The organism is Streptomyces sp. NPDC048185 (genome assembly GCF_043202495.1).
Taxonomy (GTDB): Bacteria; Actinomycetota; Actinomycetes; order Streptomycetales; family Streptomycetaceae; genus Streptomyces.
Map to the genome: position 1 here is coordinate 252,649 of NZ_JBIDAN010000009.1, position 14,250 is coordinate 266,898.

A 14,250-nucleotide genomic window follows, 5' to 3' on the forward strand; every position below is an offset into this window, starting at 1 on the left:
CTTAATGATCGTTGTGAGCGTCGCGCGCGCGTGCCGCACGCCACTCGGGAGCCAGCACGGCCCACACCTCCATGTCCTGGCGGACGCCCCGGTGGGGGAAGCTCTCGCGCAGTACGCCCTCCCGCATCATGCCGAGCCGCCGGGCGGCGTTGACACTGGGGGTGTTCGCGGACGACGCGTGCCACTCCACGCGGTGCATGCCGCGCTCGTCGAAGGCCCAGTCGATCAGGACCCGGGCACCGCGGGTGACCAGGCCCCGGCCCGTTCCCGCCGGCTCCAGCCAGCAGCCGATCTCGCAGACGCCGGTGGCCGCGTCGAAGACCCGGAAGAGCAGCCCGCCGACGAGCTTGCCGTCCAGCCACAGCCCGTGCAGGAAGCCGCTGTCGGCGGCGTGCCGGTCGGCGTAGGACTGCAGCAGTTCCCGGGCGGAGTCGACGTCGGTGGCCTTCGCCCCGAAGGGGATGTGCCGGGTGATGAAGTCCCTGCCCCGGTCCAGGTGGGCCAGGAACTCCTCGGCGTGCCAGGTCTCCAGGGGGCGCAGTTCGGCTCCGTCGTCACCCAGTGATATCGCGTACATCGCGCTGCCGTTCCTCCTCCGCCAGGACGTCCGCCACTTCGGCGTCCGTCGCCGCGGCCAGCCTCTCATGGGCGGCTCGGCACTCGGGCGGCTCGATGCTGAGGCGGGGCAGCCAGGCGTCCAGCCGGCGCGGCAGCCACCAGTTGGCCCTGCCGAGCAGGTGCATCAGCGCGGGCACCAGGAGGGTGCGGAGCACGAAGGCGTCCAGGGCGACGGCGGCGGCCAGCGCGATGCCGAACATGGCGATCACCCGGTCGCCGCTGAGCACGAAGGCGAGGAACACCGAGATCATGATGACCGCGGCGGAGTTGATCACCCGGCTGGTCTCGGCGAGGCCGACCCGGACCGCCCGGCGGTTGTCGCCGGTCTCCAGCCACTCCTCGTACATCCGGCTGACCAGGAAGACCTGGTAGTCCATGGAGAGCCCGAAGAGCACCGACACCATGATGACGGGCAGGAAGGGCTCGATCGGGCCCGCGCTGCCGAGCCCGAGCAGTTCGCTGCCCCAGCCCCACTGGAAGATCGCGACGACGATCCCGAAGGAGGCGGCCACGGCGGCGACGTTCATCGCCGCGGCCTTGAGGGGGATGCCGACGGAGCGGAAGGCCAGCAGGAGCAGCAGGCAGCCGAGGCCGACGACGACGCCGACGAAGAGGGGCAGCTTGCCGACGATGACGTCGGCGAAGTCGTCGTAGCCGGCCGTCACGCCGCCCACGTGGACGTCCAGCGCGGTACCGGTCTCGGCGCGCGGCAGCACCTCGGAGCGCAGCCGCTCGACCAGGTCGCTGGTCTGCCGGGACTGCGGCGCCGACTCGGGTACGACGGTGAGGTACGCGGCGTCGCCGCCGGAGTTGTACGTGACCGGTGTGACCGAGGAGACGCCCTCGGTGGTGCGCAGGGTGGCGTCGAGGTTGTCCAGCGCGAGGCGGTCCTCGGCGCCGCGGACCTCGGTGACCAGGGTGAGCGGGCCGTTGACGCCAGGACCGAAGCCGTCGGCGAGCAGGTCGTAGGCCTGGCGGGTGGTGGTGCCCCGTGGGTCGTTGCCCTGGTCGGAGGTGCCCAGGCGCAGGCCGAGGGTGGGCACGGCGAGGACGGTGACGACGACGAGGGCGAGGGCGCCGAGCAGCTTGGGGTGGCGCTCGACGAAGGCCGACCAGCGGGCGGCGAACCCGGTGGGCACCTCCGGCTCGGGTCCGTGCTCGGCGAGCCGGCGCCGTTCGCGCCGGTTCAGGGCGCGCGGGCCGATGTACGACAGCAGGGCCGGCAGCAGCGTCACGGAGGCCGCGACGGTGAGGATCACGGTCAGCGAGGCGGCGAGGGCGACTCCGTTGAGGAAGCCGAGCCGGAGGATCAGCATGCCCAGGAGGGCGATGCAGACGGTGGCACCCGCGAAGACGACGGCCCGTCCGGTGGTCGCGACGGCGTCGGCGGCGGCCTCGGCGACGGACAGGCCCCGCTTCAGTCCGCGCCGGTGCCGGGTGACGATGAACAGCGCGTAGTCGATGCCCACGCCGAGCCCGATGAGGGTGCCCAGCATGGGGGCGAAGTCGGCGACGGTCATGGCGTGGCCGAGCAGGGTGATGCCGGCGTAGGCGGTGCCGACGGAGACCAGTGCGGTGGCGATGGGCAGCAGGGCCGCGGCGACCGAGCCGAAGGCGAGGAAGAGGACGACCGCGGCCACGGCCACGCCGACGACCTCGGCGAGGTGGCCCTCGCCGGTCTCGGTGAGCGCTATGGCGCTGCCGCCCAGTTCGACCCGGAGTCCGTCGGTCTCGGCCGCCTCGGCGGTGTCGACCACGGCCCGTGCCTGACCGGCGTCGATGTCCTGGGAGGCGTCCTCGAAGGTGACGGTGGCGTACGCGGTGCGGGCGTCCTCGCTGATCCGGGGCGAGTCGGGCTCGTCGTACGGGTTGGTCACCGCGGCCACCCCGGGCAGGTCCGCCACGCGTTCCAGCGTGCGGGTCATGGCCTGTTCGACGTCGGCGGCGCGGACGCTGCCGCCCGTGGTGTGCCAGACGATCGTGTCGCTGTCGCCGCCGAGGCCGGGGAAGCCGGATTCGAGCAGCCGGTAGGCGCGGTCGGAGCCGGTGCCGGGGATCCCGTAGTCGTTGGAGTACGCGGAGCCGGCGACCGTGGCGGCCGCGGCCACGCCGCCGAGGGCGAGCAGCCAGAGCAGGACGGCTGTGAGGCGACGTCGAACACACCAGCGTGCGAGGGCTGCCACGAACGTGCTCCCGGGTGTCTATTTGTGGATCTTTGTCCGGGAACCGATGTTCATGGTGTGAACAGCCCGCAAAGAACGCATGAGCGATGCGAGGACACTCTTTCAGCCGAACGTGATCGTTTGCGGAGTTCGTGGCCTTCTTCACAGAAGCGGGGGACGGGCCGCCGGAAATCGGGGTGCGCGCCGGGCCCGTCGCCGCTATGCATGGCGGTCTATGTCTATGCCTGATCTCACTCACTCCGCCTATCCGCGCAGCAACGGTTACGACCCGCGCTGGATCATCGAGCACCAGATGGGACCGCATCCGCTGTGGCTCCTGGAATGGCTGGCCCCGGCGCTGGGCCTCGACGGCCTGCCGCCCGGCGCCCGGGTCCTGGACCTGGGCTGCGGACGGGCGCTCACCTCGGTCTTCCTGGCCCGGGAGTACGGCCTTCAGGTCACTGCCGCCGACCTGTGGATCCGGCCCGACGAGAACGCGCGGCGCGTCGCCGAGGCGGGCGTCGCCGACCGGGTGCTGCCGGTGTACGCCGAGGCGCACGACCTGCCCTTCGGTGAGAGCACGTTCGACGCGGTCGTCAGCATCGACGCCTACCAGTACTTCGGCACAAGTGACCTGTACCTGCCGACGCTCACGCGGCTGCTGAGGCCCGGCGGGCGGATCGGCGTGGTCGTACCGGCGCTGCGGGAGGAACCGGAGGGCGTGGAGCCGCCGGAACATCTGAAGCCGCACTGGGATCCGGGGTTCTGGGCGTTCCACTCGCCCGCCTGGTGGCGACGGCACTGGACCCGCAGCGGCGCCGTCGAGGTCGAGGCCGCGGACTGGCAGCCCGACGGCTGGCGGGACTGGCTGCGGTGGAGCGAGATCTGTGCGGCGGAGAGCCCGAGCGAGTTCATGGCGGGGATGGCACGCGACTCGGTGGAACTGCTGCGTGCCGACGAGGGGCGCGCGCTGGGCTTCGCCCGGGTCGTCGGGCGCCGTACGGACTGACACAGCGCCGCACGCCGTGGCGCCGCCACCGCACGGCTGACGCGGCACCGTACGCCGTGGCTCATGAGCCGCGGCACGGCCGTGCGGCGTGACACGCCGAGGGGGATGCACCGTGACCGATGCATCCCCCCGAAGCGGTGAGAGGCGGCGTCAGCCCTCGACGCCCAGCTTCTCCAGGATCAGCTCCTTGACGCGGGCCGCGTCCGCCTGACCGCGGGTCGCCTTCATGACCGCGCCGACCAGGGCACCGGCCGCGGCCACCTTGCCGCCGCGGATCTTGTCGGCGACGCCCGGGTTGCCGGCGATGGCCTCGTCGACGGCGGCGGTGAGCGCACCCTCGTCCGAGACGACCTTCAGACCGCGCTTCTCGACGACCTCGTCCGGCGTGCCCTCACCGGCGAGGACGCCCTCGATGACCTGGCGGGCCAGCTTGTCGTTCAGGTCGCCCTTCGTGACCAGCTCGGTCACCCGGGCCACCTGCTGCGGCGTGATCGCCAGCTCGTCCAGCGACTTCTGGGACTCGTTGGCGCTGCGGGCCAGCTCGCCCATCCACCACTTGCGGGCGGAGGCCGCGTCGGCGCCGGCGTCGATCGTGGCGACGATCGGGTCCAGCGCGCCGGCGTTCAGGATGGCCTGCATGTCGGTGCCGGAGATGCCCCACTCCTCGCGGAGCCGGTTGCGGCGCACCAGCGGCAGCTCGGGCAGGGCGGACCGGATCTCCTCGACCCACTCGCGGGACGGGGCCACCGGCACCAGGTCGGGCTCCGGGAAGTACCGGTAGTCCTCGGCCTCCTCCTTCACGCGGCCCGAGGTCGTGGACCCGGTGTCCTCGTGGAAGTGGCGGGTCTCCTGGATGATCGTGCCGCCGCCGTTCAGGACCGCCGCGTGCCGCTGGATCTCGAAGCGGGCCGCGCGCTCCACGGACCGCAGCGAGTTGACGTTCTTCGTCTCGGAGCGGGTGCCGAACTTCTCGGTGCCGTTCGGGCGCAGCGACAGGTTGACGTCGCAGCGCATCTGGCCCATCTCCATGCGCGCCTCGGACACGCCGAGCGCGCGGATGACCTCGCGCAGCTCGCGGACGTACGCCCGCGCGACCTCCGGCGCACGCTCCCCCGCGCCCTCGATCGGCTTGGTGACGATCTCGATGAGCGGGATGCCGGCGCGGTTGTAGTCCAGCAGGGAGTGGGACGCGCCGTGGATACGGCCGGTGGCGCCGCCGACGTGCGTCGACTTGCCGGTGTCCTCCTCCATGTGGGCGCGCTCGATCTGGACGCGGAAGGTCTCACCGTCCTCCAGCTGCACGTCGAGGTAGCCGTCGAAGGCGATCGGCTCGTCGTACTGGGAGGTCTGGAAGTTCTTCGGCATGTCCGGATAGAAGTAGTTCTTCCGGGCGAAGCGGCACCACTCGGCGATCGAGCAGTTCAGCGCGAGGCCGATCTTGATCGCCGACTCGACGCCCGTCGCGTTGACGACCGGGAGCGCGCCGGGCATGCCGAGGCAGACCGGGCAGGTCTGGGTGTTCGGGTCGGCGCCGAGCTCGGTCGAACAGCCGCAGAACATCTTGGTCTTGGTGCCGAGTTCGACATGGACCTCGAGGCCCATGACGGGGTCGTACGACGCCAGCGCGTCCTCGTACGACACCAGGTCGGTCGTGGTGGTCACGGTGAAACTTCCCTCTCAGCCCAGCAGGACGTCGTCGTCGCCCAGCCGCTTCAGCTCGCGGTAGAGGATGGCGAGGCCGGTGACGATGGCGGCGGCGGACACGGCGGCGTCGACCAGACGGAGCGTGTCGCTCTCGGTGCGGGCCAGCTTCGCCTGCTTGGCGACGCTGACCGCGCCGAACGCGGTGGTGGCCATGGACAGGTACAGGCCCGACTTGGACTTCTTGAAGCCCTTGGCCTTCGACAGTGCCTTGCTCACAGCGACGGAGCCTCCTCGATCAGCGGGTGGCCCCACTTTTCCACGAAGGCGGCCTCGACGGCGGCGCCGACCTTGTAGAGCCGGTCGTCCTTCATGGCGGGGGCGATGATCTGCAGGCCGACCGGGAGGTTGTCCTCCGGGGCGAGGCCGCAGGGCAGCGACATGGCCGCGTTGCCCGCCAGGTTGGTGGGGATGGTGCACAGGTCGGCCAGGTACATGGCCATCGGGTCGTCGGCGCGCTCGCCGATCGCGAAGGCCGTGGTCGGGGTCGTCGGGGAGACGATCACGTCGACCTGCTCGAACGCCTTCTCGAAGTCACGCGTGATGAGGGTGCGGACCTTCTGGGCGCTGCCGTAGTACGCGTCGTAGTAGCCGGAGCTCAGGGCGTACGTGCCGAGCATGATGCGCCGCTTGACCTCGGGGCCGAAGCCGGCCTCGCGGGTCAGGGAGGTGACCTCCTCGGCGGAGTGCGTGCCGTCGTCGCCGGTCCGCAGGCCGTAGCGCAGGCCGTCGAAGCGGGCGAGGTTGGAGGAGCACTCGGAGGGCGCGATCAGGTAGTACGCGGAGAGCGCGAGGTCGAAGGACGGGCAGTCCAGCTCGACGATCTCGGCGCCCAGCTCCTTCAGCAGCTCGACGGACTCGTCGAAGCGCTGGATGACGCCGGCCTGGTAGCCCTCGCCGCGGAACTGCTTGACGACACCGACGCGCATGCCCTGCACGCTGCCGTTGCGGGCGGCCTCGACGACCGCGGGGACCGGGGCGTCGATGGAGGTGGAGTCCATCGGGTCGTGCCCGGCGATCACCTCGTGCAGCAGGGCCGCGTCCAGGACCGTGCGGGCGCAGGGGCCGCCCTGGTCCAGGGAGGAGGAGAAGGCCACCATGCCGTAGCGGGAGACGCCGCCGTACGTCGGCTTCACACCGACCGTGCCGGTGACGGCCGCGGGCTGGCGGATGGAGCCGCCGGTGTCCGTGCCGATGGCGAGCGGGGCCTGGAAGGCGGCGAGGGCCGCGGACGAGCCGCCGCCGGAGCCACCGGGGATCTTGGTGAGGTCCCAGGGGTTGCCGGTCGGGCCGTACGCGCTGTTCTCCGTGCTCGACCCCATGGCGAACTCGTCCATGTTGGTCTTGCCGAGGATGACGACGTCGGCGGCCTTCAGGCGCTTGGTGACGGTCGCGTCGTACGGCGGGAGCCAGCCCTCGAGGATCTTCGAACCGACGGTCGTGGGCACGCCCTCGGTGGTGAAGATGTCCTTGAGCGCGAGCGGCACACCGGCCAGCGGGCCGAGCTTCTCGCCGCGCTCGCGCTTGGCGTCCACCGCACGGGCCTGGGCGAGGGCTCCCTCGCGGTCGACGTGCAGGAAGGCGTGCACCTTCTCGTCGACGGCCTCGATGCGGGCCAGGTGGGCCTCGGTGACCTCGACGGCGGTCAGCTCGCCGGAGGCGATCTTCGCGGCGATCTCGGCCGCGGTGAGCTTGATGATGTCGCTCATGGCGGTTACTCCTCCCCCAGGATCTGCGGCACCTTGAAACGCTGCTGCTCCTGGGCCGGGGCGCCGGAGAGCGCCTGCTCGGGCGTGAGCGACGGACGGACCTCGTCCGCGCGCATGACGTTCGTCAGCGGCAGCGGGTGAGAGGTCGGCGGTACGTCTTGGTCGGCGACCTCGCTGACGCGGGCGACCGCGCCGATGATGTCGTCCAGCTGTCCCGCGAAGTGCTCGAGCTCTTCGGGCTTCAGCTCCAGACGCGCCAGCCGGGCGAGGTGGGCGACCTCCTCGCGCGTGATGCCAGGCATGCAGCGTTCCTCTGGGGTGAGTGCGTGTGTTTCGGGCCGATCGGTTCGGGCCCAATCCTATGGGGCCGGGCCGGGTGGCCGTTAAACGGTTTCCCCCGGTGCCGCTCCCCCGCGCCGCGTCTCCCATGCCTCGCTGCTCAGGAAGTGGTTGTCGTAGAGGTCCTGGACGTCGAGGATGCTCTCCGGCGGGACCTCGCCGAGGCGGATGCGCTGCAGGTGGCGGAAGTACTCGAAGCGTTCGACGCCCGGTGTGAGGACGATGAGCAGGTCGGCGTCGGCTCCGGGCACGGCGGCGAAGGCGTGCGGCTTGCCGGGCGGGACGACGACGAGGTCCCCGGGGCCCGCGGTGACGACCTCGTCGCCCGAGAGGACGTCGGCGGCGCCGTCGAGCAGGAAGAACATCTCGGCGGAGTTGTCGTGCCAGTGCGGCTTGGCACCGTCGGCGCCCGCCGTGAGGGTGACGCGCTGGGTGGACAGGGCTCCGCCGGTCGAGCTGCTGTCGGCCAGCAGCCGCACGGTGGTGGGCGCGCGGCCGACGACTTCTGCCTCGGCCGCGCGGACGATCACGGACTTGTCGGACCTCGGAACGAACAGCGACATCGTCGGACCCCTTGGCGATGGTACGTACGGGTGTGTCCGGACGGCTCGGGGCAGCCCGCCCCGATCAAACCACCGGTGACGCGCCGGCCCGCGCGCCGCGCACGCGGGTACCCCCGGATGCGGCACCCGGTCACCGGCGGACGCCCGCCCGCCGAGGGACCGCTGCCCGGGTGAGCCGCACCCGGAGCCCGTGAGCGCGGCACCCCTCGTCGGGCGCGCCGGCCGGCGGAGCGTCACTCGCCGGCCGGCGCCACGAGGAAGCCGGTCCGGTCACCACCGATGCGGCGCGGCGACCGGCCCGCCCGGGCTCGTCCCGCCCGGCCGTGGCGCGGTGTCCCCCGGGTGCCCCGGCGAGGAGACCGCCCCTCCGCTCAGCGCGTACGGACGTGTCACTCGTCGGTCGCCGCCGCGGGGAGCGCAGCGGCGGGGCGGACCCAGCCGCGGGAACCCCGGGCGCGCAGCCACGCCGTGGTCTCCTCGGGCGGCATGGCCGCCGCGACCAGCCAGCCCTGCACGGCGTCGCAGCCCAGGTCGCGCAGGCGTTCCCAGGTCTCGTCGTCCTCGACGCCCTCGGCGACGACGAGCAGGCCGAGGGAGTGCGCGAGGTCGACGGTGCAGCGCACGATCTCGGCGTCCTCGGTGTCGACGGCCAGCCGGGCCACGAACGAGCGGTCGATCTTGAGCTCGCTGACCGGGAGCCGGCGCAGGTGCACGAGGGAGGAGTAGCCGGTGCCGAAGTCGTCGAGGGACATCTTCACGCCGTGCGCGGTCAGTCCGGCGAGGGTGTCGGCGGCGCGCTGCGGGTCCTCCAGCAGGACGTGCTCCGTGATCTCGAGCTGGAGCGCCCCCGCCGGGACGCCGTGCCGGGCCAGCCGCGCGGCGACCGAGCCGGCGAAGCCGGGGGTGTGGACGTCGCGCGGGGAGACGTTGACCGCGACCGGCACGAACAGGCCCTGGGCGCGCCACCGGGCGACCTGTGCGAGCGCCGTCTCCAGCACGTACTCCGTCAGGTGGGGCATCAGCCCGGAGGACTCGGCGATCGCTATGAACTCGTCGGGCGGCACGCTGCCGCGCTCGGGGTGCACCCAGCGCACCAGTGCCTCCAGGCCGGCCACCTGTCCGTCGAAGCGGACCTTGGGCTGGTAGTGCAGCCGGACCTCGTGGGCGTCCAGGGCCCGCCGCAGATCGCCCAGCAGGCCGAGCCGGTCGGGGGTGTTGGAGTCGCGCTTGGACTCGTAGGCCTCCACACCGGTGCGGTCCCGCTTCGCCTGGTACATCGCCACGTCCGCCCGGCGCAACAGCCCCTCGGCGTCCAGCGCGTGGTCGGGGAAGACGGCGACCCCGGCGCTGGCCTCCAGGACGAGGGTGAGCCCGTCCAGGTCGAGCGGCGAGCTGAGCGCGGCGACGAGGCCACGGGCGACCCGGGTGGCCGAGGTGGTGGAGTCGGCGACCGGCAGCAGCACGGCGAACTCGTCACCGCCCAGCCGCGCGGCCTCCGCCCCGCGCGGCAGTGCCAGCCGCAGCCGGTCCGCGGTCTGCAACAGCAGCCGGTCACCGGCGAGATGTCCGAGGGTGTCGTTGACCGACCGGAAACGGTCCAGGTCGATCAGCATCAGGGCGGAGCGGGCGCCGACCCGTTCGGCGTCGTCCAGCGCGCTCCAGGTCCGCTCCAGCAGCCACTGCCGGTTGGGCAGTCCGGTCAGCGGATCGCGCAACTGCTCCTCCGCCCGGGCGCGGGCGATCCACAGCGTGGAGTCGAGGGCGATCAGCGGGATGGAGAACAGCGGCAGCAGCAGCGGCTTGGCGACGGCGACCACGCAGACCAGCGGCGCGATGCCGAGCAGCGCGACGGCCACCAGGCCGTGCCGGACCAGGGCGGTGCGGGCGACGGTGGGCAGTCCGGCCCGCGGGGTGTGCAGGTACCACAGCAGGGCGCGGGTGACGGCGAGGTAGGCGACGGCGACGAGCACCACCTTGGGGGCCGCGTACACCCCCCAGGAATTCGGGTCCCAGGGGTGCTCCACGGACGGGACGGAGCCGCAGATCCCCAGCAGCAGCGCACCCGCCGCGATGCCGAGGATGTCCACCGCGCCGTGCAGGACGCCCTGCCGCCAGCGGCCCCGGCGGGCTATGCCGACCAGGACGACGACGGTGAGGCTGACCATGCCGGCCGGGACCCAGCCGTAGAGCAGCAGGACGGCGAGGGTGAGGGCCGCGCCCGAGCCGGTGCCGCCCCACCAGCGGGAGCGGCCGAGCATGACCAGGTGGCCGACGACGATGCCGGTCAGCACGGCGAGGGACCAGCCGGCGGTGCCGGAGGGGAAGAGGGCGTGGCCCTCGGCGAAGGCCCGGTAGAAGCCGGCGCCCAGGACGAACGCGGCCGCGGCCACGACCGCCGCGGGCAACGCGGGCCAGGACGGGTGCCGTTCGGCGTCGGACATCGCGGGCGCGCCGGCGGCCGGCGGCGCGGTGCCCGGGGCGTCCGCCGCGGGGGGCCGCGCGCCACCACCGCGCCGCCCGAGCCACCGGCTCACGTGCCACGTCCCCACCAGGTGACGCAGACGCAGCCGTGAGCCCGCGGCGGCGCTCTCGGTCGGTTCCATTCCCGTCCCTCTCACAGCCGGGGGTGCCCACGCCACGCGGCCCTGCGCCCGACACACCCTCAACGGCTCCGCGTTGGAGAACCCTGCCCCCTGTTCCTTGGGGCAGGGGGATGCCCCCGACCGCAGCTGGGCACGGCAGGCGCACCCCTCAACAGTAGGCCGCAGAAGGCTTCCAGGGGCACCGGTCGCCGACGGTTGCCCGAATGCGACCCGGCCACCCGTATGCATCTGGTATGCGCCGATCGGGTGGCCTTCAACCGCTATTCCTCGGCCGAAAGCGCGGCGGCGGTGGCCGCTTCGGGTCCTTCCTCGAGCAGGACGGTGAAACCGTCCTCGTCCAGGACGGGCACCTTGAGCTGCATCGCCTTGTCGTACTTGGAGCCGGGGTTGTCGCCCACCACCACGAACGACGTCTTCTTGGACACCGACCCGGTCACCTTCGCGCCCCGGCTCTGCAGGGCGTCCTTGGCTCCGTCCCGCGTGAACTTCTCCAGGGTGCCGGTGACGACCACGGTGAGTCCTTCGAGCGGGCGCGGGCCCTCGTCCTCGCCGGTCGACTGTTCCTCCAGCGGGACTCCGGCCGCCTTCCACTTCCGCACGATCTCGCGGTGCCAGTCCTCCGCGAACCACTCCTTGAGGGAGGCGGCGATGATGGGGCCGACCCCGTCGGTGTTCGCCAGCTCCTCCTCGGTGGCCTGCTCGATGCGCTCGACCGAGCGGAACTGACGGGCGAGTTCCTGGGCCGCGACCGGGCCGACGTGCCGGATGGAGAGGCCGTTGAGGAAGCGGGCGAGCGGCCGGCTCTTGGCCTCCTCGATGTTCTTCAGCAGGGCGAGGGTGTTCTTCTTCGGCTCGCCCTTCTGGTTGGCGAAGACCGTGACGATCTTCTCGTCGCCGGTCTTGGGATCGCGCTTGGGCAGCCCGCTGTCCGGGTCGAGGACGTAGGCCTTGATGGGCAGGAGCTTGTCGACGGTGAGGTCGAAGAGGTCGCCCTCGTCCACCAGCGGGGGGTCGGCCGGTTCGAGCGGCGCGGTCAGCGCGGCGGCCACGACGTCACCGAAGTGCTCGATGTCCAGGCACTCGCGGCCGGCGAGGTAGGAGAGGCGGCCGCGCAGCTGGGCCGGGCACTTGCGGGCGTTGGGGCAGCGGAGGTCGATGTCGCCCTCCTTCATGGCCCGCAGGGGCGTCCCGCACTCGGGGCACTCGGCCGGCATGACGAACTCACGCTCGCTGCCGTCCCGCAGGTCGGCGACGGGGCCGAGGATCTCGGGGATCACGTCGCCGGCCTTGCGCAGCACCACCGTGTCGCCGATGAGGACGCCCTTGGCCTTGACGACCTCCTGGTTGTGCAGGGTGGCGAACTCCACCTCGCTGCCGGCCACGGTGACCGGCTCGACCTGCGCGTACGGCGTGACGCGGCCGGTGCGCCCGACGCCCACCTTGATGTCGACGAGCTTGGTGTTGACCTCCTCGGGCGCGTACTTGTAGGCGATGGCCCAGCGCGGGGCGCGCGCGGTGGAACCGAGGCGTCCCTGGAGGCGGATCTCGTCGAGCTTGACGACGACGCCGTCGATCTCGTGCGCCACGGAGTGCCGGTTCTCGCCGTAGTAGGCGATGAACTCCCGTACGCCGTCGAGGTCGTCGACCACCCTGTTGTGCGGGGAGGTGGGCAGGCCCCAGGTCGCCAGGAGGTCGTACGCCTGGGAGAGGCGGGTCATGCCCGTGTAGCCCTCGAGGGCGCCGATGCCGTGGACGACCATGTGCAGCGGCCGGGAGGCGGTGACGCGCGGGTCCTTCTGGCGCAGCGAACCGGCCGCCGCGTTGCGCGGGTTGGCGAAGGGCTTGTCGCCGCCCTCGACCAGCCGGGCGTTGAGCTCCTGGAACTTCTCCATCGGGAAGTAGACCTCGCCGCGGATCTCCACCAGGTCGGGGACCTCGTCGCCGGTGAGGCGCTCGGGGATCTCGGCGATGGTGCGGACGTTGGGCGTGATGTCCTCGCCGGTGCGGCCGTCGCCGCGGGTGGCGGCGCGGACGAGCCGGCCGCGCTCGTAGGTGAGGTTGACGGCCAGTCCGTCGACCTTCAGCTCGCACAGGAAGTGGTACTTCTGCTCGCCCAGCTCCTTGGCGATGCGCTCGGTCCAGGCGGCGAGCTCGTCGTCGTTGAAGGTGTTGTCGAGGGAGAGCATGCGCGAGCGGTGCTCCACCGCCGTGAACTCCGTCTCGTAGGAACCGGCGACCTTCTGGGTCGGCGAGTCCGGGGTGCGCAGCTCCGGGTACTCCTCCTCCAGTGCCTCCAGGGAACGCAGCAGCCGGTCGAAGTCCGCGTCGCTGATGACGGGGGCGTCCTTCACGTAGTACCGGAAGCGGTGTTCCTCGATCTGCTCAGCGAGCTGCACGTGCTTCTCGCGCGCCTCGGCGGGCACGCTCGTCGTCTCCGCCTGCTTGTCGCCGGCCACCGTGTCGTCCTCCCGTTACTCTGGGTTGTCCGCGAGGGATCTCGCCGCCCGGACGCAGTGGGCGAGCGCGCGGCGGGCGTACTCGGGGGACGCGCCCGCGAGTCCGCACGACGGCGTCACCGTGACCGCCTCCGCGAGAAGCCCCGGATGCAGCCCCAGCCTGCGCCACAACGTCCTGACCCCCATGACGCTACCGGCAGGGTCCGACAATGGGCCGTCCGTCCCCGGCACGACACCGGTGAACAGCCGGGTGCCGCCCTCCACCGCCTCACCGATCGCGTCGTCGTCACGCTCGGTGAGGAGGGAGAAGTCGAAGGAGATGCCCGCGACGCCGGCCCGGCGCAGCAGGGCGAAGGGGACGTCGGGTGCGCAGGAGTGGACCACGACGGGTCCCTCGCCGTGCACCCCGACGGTGTCCCGGAGGGTCGCCTCCACGACCTGCCGGTCCACGGCCCGGTGGGTGCGGTAGCCGCTGGCGGTGCGCACCTGGCCGCGCAGCACGGCGGTGAGGGAGGGCTCGTCGAGCTGGAGGACGAGCGTCGCGCCGGGCACGCGGCGCCGGAGTTCGGCGAGGTGCAGGCGCAGGCCCTCGGCGAGGGAGGCGGCGAGGTCGCGGGTGGCGCCCGCGTCGGACAGGACGGCCTCGCCGCCTCGCAGTTCCAGGGCGGCGGCCAGTGTCCAGGGGCCGACGGCCTGGACCTTCAGCGGCCCCTGGTAACCCTGCGTGAACTCCTCCAGCGCGTCGAGGTCCTCCCCCAGCCACGCCCGGGCCCGCTTGGTGTCGCGGCCCGGGCGGTCGCCGAGGCGCCAGCCGCTGGGCTCCACGCGCGCGTACAGCTCGACGAGCATTCCGGCGCTGCGGCCGATCATGTCGGCACCGGGGCCGCGGGCGGGGAGCTCGGGCAGGAAGGGGAAGTCCTCGAAGCCGCCGGTGGCGGTCTTGACGGCCTCTCGGGCGTCCTGGCCCGGCATGCTGCCGACGCCGGTGGCGGGGGCGAGGGGGAGGGTGTCGTTCACGGGAAGAAGCGTACGCAGGGGTGGGGAGGTTGTTCGCCCCCGCCGCCCCTTCCCGTTCCGTCCCCGGGGGCTG

The 14,250-nt window shown here is 72.3% G+C and carries 11 protein-coding genes; 1 reads left to right on the forward strand and 10 read right to left on the reverse strand.

Going from position 1 to position 14,250, the window contains the following annotated elements; all coding sequences use genetic code 11:
• Position 1 precedes the first annotated feature (1 nt).
• Positions 2-577 carry a GNAT family protein gene (locus ACGF3H_RS25960; protein WP_362489011.1) on the reverse strand — a complete coding sequence of 192 codons (576 nt, stop codon included), beginning with the start codon at positions 575-577 and terminating at the stop codon, positions 2-4.
• On the reverse strand, positions 555-2,801 hold the full coding sequence (locus ACGF3H_RS25965) for an MMPL family transporter (RefSeq protein ID WP_362489009.1): 2,247 nt from the start codon (positions 2,799-2,801) through the stop codon (positions 555-557). The genes ACGF3H_RS25960 and ACGF3H_RS25965 overlap by 23 nt, the downstream gene beginning before the upstream one ends.
• A gap of 220 nt (positions 2,802-3,021) precedes the next feature.
• On the opposite strand from ACGF3H_RS25965, the gene ACGF3H_RS25970 reads away from it, so the two are divergent.
• On the forward strand, positions 3,022-3,789 hold the full coding sequence (locus ACGF3H_RS25970) for a methyltransferase domain-containing protein (RefSeq protein WP_362489007.1): 768 nt from the start codon (positions 3,022-3,024) through the stop codon (positions 3,787-3,789).
• 150 nt (positions 3,790-3,939) lie between these two features.
• Here the strand turns inward: ACGF3H_RS25970 and gatB are convergent, their stop codons facing one another.
• The 8 genes from gatB to ACGF3H_RS26010 form a co-directional block, all read right to left on the reverse strand.
• Positions 3,940-5,451 (reverse strand): Asp-tRNA(Asn)/Glu-tRNA(Gln) amidotransferase subunit GatB, encoded by a 1,512-nt coding sequence (gene gatB / locus ACGF3H_RS25975; RefSeq protein WP_362489005.1) that lies wholly within the window; start codon positions 5,449-5,451, stop codon positions 3,940-3,942.
• Positions 5,452-5,466: 15 nt separating this feature from the next.
• Positions 5,467-5,709 (reverse strand): hypothetical protein, encoded by a 243-nt coding sequence (locus tag ACGF3H_RS25980; protein ID WP_161164393.1) that lies wholly within the window; start codon positions 5,707-5,709, stop codon positions 5,467-5,469.
• Positions 5,706-7,199 (reverse strand): Asp-tRNA(Asn)/Glu-tRNA(Gln) amidotransferase subunit GatA, encoded by a 1,494-nt coding sequence (gatA, locus tag ACGF3H_RS25985; protein ID WP_362489004.1) that lies wholly within the window; start codon positions 7,197-7,199, stop codon positions 5,706-5,708. The genes ACGF3H_RS25980 and gatA overlap by 4 nt, the downstream gene beginning before the upstream one ends.
• Before the next feature lie 5 nt (positions 7,200-7,204).
• A complete protein-coding gene (gene gatC, locus ACGF3H_RS25990) occupies positions 7,205-7,501 on the reverse strand; it encodes an Asp-tRNA(Asn)/Glu-tRNA(Gln) amidotransferase subunit GatC (RefSeq protein WP_070023066.1) in 297 nt (98 codons plus the stop codon).
• Between the two features lie 81 nt (positions 7,502-7,582).
• Positions 7,583-8,101, reverse strand: a complete 519-nt coding sequence (locus ACGF3H_RS25995; protein WP_362489001.1) for a cupin domain-containing protein — start codon at positions 8,099-8,101, stop codon at positions 7,583-7,585.
• 389 nt (positions 8,102-8,490) lie between these two features.
• Positions 8,491-10,704, reverse strand: coding sequence for a bifunctional diguanylate cyclase/phosphodiesterase (locus ACGF3H_RS26000; protein WP_362488999.1), 2,214 nt, complete (start codon positions 10,702-10,704; stop codon positions 8,491-8,493).
• A gap of 260 nt (positions 10,705-10,964) precedes the next feature.
• Positions 10,965-13,160, reverse strand: a complete 2,196-nt coding sequence (gene ligA / locus ACGF3H_RS26005; RefSeq protein WP_362488997.1) for an NAD-dependent DNA ligase LigA — start codon at positions 13,158-13,160, stop codon at positions 10,965-10,967.
• 15 nt (positions 13,161-13,175) lie between these two features.
• The gene (locus ACGF3H_RS26010; protein ID WP_362489295.1) at positions 13,176-14,132 is read right to left on the reverse strand and encodes a methionine synthase; all 957 of its coding nucleotides are present in this window, start codon (positions 14,130-14,132) and stop codon (positions 13,176-13,178) included.
• Positions 14,133-14,250 lie beyond the last annotated feature (118 nt).

Bases quoted from the DNA above. Each gene is read 5' to 3' on its own strand.
- ACGF3H_RS26000 (WP_362488999.1), bottom strand. From the start codon at position 10,704: ATGGAACCGACCGAGAGCGCCGCCGCGGGCTCACGGCTGCGTCTGCGT.
- gatC (WP_070023066.1), bottom strand. From the start codon at position 7,501: ATGCCTGGCATCACGCGCGAGGAGGTCGCCCACCTCGCCCGGCTGGCG.
- ACGF3H_RS25970 (WP_362489007.1), top strand. From the start codon at position 3,022: ATGCCTGATCTCACTCACTCCGCCTATCCGCGCAGCAACGGTTACGAC.
- ACGF3H_RS26010 (WP_362489295.1), bottom strand. From the start codon at position 14,132: ATGCCGGGCCAGGACGCCCGAGAGGCCGTCAAGACCGCCACCGGCGGC.
- ACGF3H_RS25960 (WP_362489011.1), bottom strand. From the start codon at position 577: ATGTACGCGATATCACTGGGTGACGACGGAGCCGAACTGCGCCCCCTG.
- ACGF3H_RS25995 (WP_362489001.1), bottom strand. From the start codon at position 8,101: ATGTCGCTGTTCGTTCCGAGGTCCGACAAGTCCGTGATCGTCCGCGCG.
- gatA (WP_362489004.1), bottom strand. From the start codon at position 7,199: ATGAGCGACATCATCAAGCTCACCGCGGCCGAGATCGCCGCGAAGATC.